The sequence below is a fragment of the Streptomyces sp. CBMA123 genome, assembly GCF_014596465.1.
Lineage (GTDB): Bacteria > Actinomycetota > Actinomycetes > Streptomycetales > Streptomycetaceae > Kitasatospora.
Genome location: NZ_MECK01000382.1, coordinates 1 through 3,672 on the forward strand (window position 1 = coordinate 1; position 3,672 = coordinate 3,672).

The window sequence follows — 3,672 nt, forward strand, 5'->3', positions numbered from 1 at the left end:
GCCCGAGCTGGGCCGGGCCGCGCTGGCGGCCGCGGCGACCTGGACGGTGCTCGGCGGCACCTCGCTGACGCGGGAGGCGCGCACCATCGGACGCTCGCTCGCCGCGGGCGACCTGACGGCCGCCCGGGAGCGGCTGCCGCACCTGTGCGGGCGGGATCCGAGCGCGCTGGACGAGCAGCAGATCGCCCGGGCGGTGGTCGAGTCGGTGGCCGAGAACACCGCCGACGCCGTGGTGAACGCGCTGGCCTGGGGCGCCCTGGCGGGCACACCGGGCCTGCTGGCCTTCCGCGCGGTGAACACCCTGGACGCCATGGTCGGCCATCGCTCGCCCCGCTACACCCGGTTCGGCTGGGCCTCGGCCCGGCTGGACGACCTGGCGGGCTGGCCCGGCGCCCGGCTGACGGCGCTGCTCACGGTGGCCGCCGCGCCCGAACCCCGGACCGCCTGGCGGGTCTGGCGCCGGGACGGCTCCGCGCACCCGAGCCCCAACGCGGGCCAGGCCGAGTCGGCCTTCGCGGGGGCGGTGGGCGTGCGCCTCGGCGGGACCCTGCAGTACGGGGAGCGGGTGGAGCACCGGCCGGTGCTGGGCGCGGAGTTGCGGCCGGTGACGGTGGACGACATCGAGCGGGCCTGCACGCTGTCCCGGCGGGTGGGCGCGCTGGCGCTGGGTACGTCCGTCGCGGGGCATCTGGTGATCCGGGCGTTCCGGAGGAGGAGGGGCAAGTGAGCGAGCGCAGCGAGCGAACCGTCGAGAGGTGCGCGTGGTGCGGAGCACCTGCCGAGCACTGCGAGGCGGGGGCATGAGCAACGCACTGCTGGTCGCGGGGACGACCTCGGACGCGGGCAAGAGCGTGGTGACGGCCGGGATCTGCCGTTGGCTGGTCCGCCAGGGCGTGCGGGTGGCCCCGTTCAAGGCGCAGAACATGTCGCTGAACTCCTTCGTCACCGCGGACGGCGCCGAGATCGGCCGCGCCCAGGCGATGCAGGCGCAGGCCGCCCGGGTGGCGCCGGAGGCGGCGATGAACCCGGTGCTGCTGAAGCCCGGCGCGGACGGCCGCAGCCAGGTGGTGCTGCTCGGCCGGCCGGTCGCCGAGGTGGGCGCGCTGGACTACCGGGAGCGCAAGCCCGTCCTGCTGGAGCGCGCCCTGGAGTGCCTGGCGGACCTGCGCGGCCGCTATGACGTGGTGGTGTGCGAGGGCGCCGGTTCGCCCGCCGAGATCAACCTGCGCGACCGGGACATCGCCAACATGGGCCTGGCCACGGCCGCCGCGCTGCCCGTGGTGGTGGTCGGGGACATCGACCGCGGCGGGGTCTTCGCGGCGATGTACGGCACGCTGGCGCTGCTGTCGGCGGAGGACCAGCGTCATGTGGCGGGCTGGTTCGTCAACAAGTTCCGCGGCGACGCCCGGCTGCTGGCGCCCGGGCTGGAGATGCTGCACGAGCTGACCGGCCGTCCGGTGCTGGGCACCCTGCCGATGCTGCCGGGCCTGTGGCTGGACGCCGAGGACTCGCTGGACCTGTCCACCGTGGTGGACCGGGCGGACGGGCCCGGGCCGCTGGGGGCGGACGTGCTGCGGGTGGCCGTGGTGCGCTTCCCCCGGCTGTCCAACTTCACCGACCTGGACGCGCTGGCCCAGGAGCCCGGTGTGCTGGTGCGCTGGGCGACCCGGCCGGAGGAGCTGGCCGACGCCGACCTGGTGGTGCTGCCCGGCACCCGGGCCACCGTCGCGGACCTCGCCTGGCTGCGCGAGCGCGGCCTGGAGCCGGTGCTGAGGGCGCGGGCGGCGGCCGGGCTGCCGATCCTCGGGGTCTGCGGCGGCTACCAGATGCTGGCGCGCTCGATCGAGGACGAGGTGGAGTCCGGGGCGGGCGTCGTCGACGGCCTCGGGCTGCTGCCGACCCGGGTGCGCTTCGGCGTCGAGAAGGTGCTGGCGCGGCCGGTGGGCGAGGCGTACGGGCAGCGGGTGGAGGGCTACGAGATCCACCACGGGGTGGTGACGGTCGACGGCGGTACCGCGTTCATCTCCGATGACCACGGGCAGAGCCTGGACGGCTGCCGGATCGGCTCGGTCTGGGGCACCACCTGGCACGGCGTGCTGGAGAACGACGGCTTCCGTCGCGAACTCCTGCGCGAGGTCGCCGAGTCGGCCGGCCGGGCGTTCGTGCCGGCGCCGGACACCTCGTTCGCCGCGGCGCGCGAGGCCCGGCTGGACCGGCTGGGCGACCTGATCGAGGAACACGCGGACACCGACGCGCTGTGGAAGCTGATCGAGGGCGGGGTGCCGGCGGCCGGAACGCTGCCGTTCCTCCCGCCCGGGGCACCTGGGAGTGACGCATGAGTGACGTCCGCTATCCGTTCACCGCGATCGTCGGCATGGCCGACCTGCGGCTCGGGCTGCTGCTGAACGCGGTCTCCCCGGCCGTGGGCGGCGTGCTGGTGCGCGGTGAGAAGGGCACCGCGAAGTCGACCATGGTGCGCGCGCTGGCCGGGCTGCTGCCCGCCATCGCCGTCGTGGACGACTGCCGCTTCGCCTGCGACCCGGCCGCGCCGGACCCGCAGTGCCCGGACGGTCCGCACGCCTCCTTCAGCCGTCACGAACGGCCCTCCCAGCTGGTCGAGTTGCCCGTCGGCGTGGCCGAGGACCGGATCGTCGGCTCGCTCGACCTGGAACGCGCGCTGGCCGAGGGCGTCAAGGCGTACGAGCCGGGGCTGCTCGCCAAGGCGCACCGCGGCGTGCTGTACATCGACGAGGTGAACCTGCTCCAGGACCACGTGGTGGACCTGCTGCTGGACGCCGCCGCGATGGGCCGCTCGTACGTCGAGCGCGAGGGCGTGTCGGTGCGGCACGCGGCGCGGTTCCTGCTGGTCGGCACGATGAACCCGGAGGAGGGCGAACTGCGGCCGCAGCTGCTCGACCGCTTCGGCCTGACCGTCGAGATCGCCGCCACCCGGGACCCGGCCGAGCGGGCCGAGGTGGTCCGGCGCCGGCTCGCCTACGACGCGGACCCGGCCTCGTTCGCCGCCCGGTTCGCCGAGGAGGAACGGGCGCTCGCCGAACACATCACCACCGCGCGGGAGTTGCTGCCCGAGGTGGAACTGACCGAGGTGGCGCTGCGTCAGATTACCGCCGTGTGCGCCGCGTTCGAGGTGGACGGGCTGCGCGCGGACATCGTGATGGCCCGCACCGCGGTCGCGCTGGCCGCCTGGGCGGGGCGCACGGAGGTGCTGGAGGAGGACGTCCGCAAGGCCGCCCAGCTGGCCCTGCCGCACCGGCGGCGGCGCAACCCCTTCGACGCCCCGGGGCTGGACGAGGAGCAGCTGGACCGGACGCTGGAGGAGCACGCCCAGCCGGAGGACCCGGAGCCGGAGGGCGACGGTCCGGGCGACGGCGGTCCGGGCGACGACGGCCCGGAGGACGACGGTGACGGCGGCGGTGGTCCGGACGGTGGCGGTGCGCCCGAGCCCGCCGACGGCGGCATCCCGGAGGCCTCCGCCCCAGAACCCTCCAGCACGGACACCGAGGCCCCCGCACCGCAGCCCGTACCGGCCCAACACCCCTCCCCCGCACGGGAGTCGGCGCCGGTCGCGGCCGGGGACCCGTACCGGACCCGGCTGTTCACCGTGCAGGGCACCGGCCACGGCGCCCAGGGCCGCCGCTCCCCCGCCGAGAC

General features: G+C 75.8%; 3 protein-coding genes. All 3 read left to right on the top strand.

All coding sequences use genetic code 11. The annotated features are described in order from the left end of the window. A partial coding sequence (locus BG452_RS31260; RefSeq protein ID WP_188307725.1) for a CobD/CbiB family cobalamin biosynthesis protein occupies positions 1–727 on the top strand: 727 nt, incomplete at its 5' end. A 73-nt stretch (positions 728–800) separates the two neighbouring features. Then, entirely contained in the window at positions 801–2,339 is a 1,539-nt protein-coding gene (locus BG452_RS31265; RefSeq protein ID WP_188307726.1) for a cobyric acid synthase, read from the top strand. Continuing rightward, positions 2,336–3,672: ATP-binding protein (locus tag BG452_RS31270; protein WP_188307727.1), on the top strand; the 1,337-nt coding region annotated here is incomplete at its 3' end. The genes BG452_RS31265 and BG452_RS31270, both read left to right, overlap by 4 nt.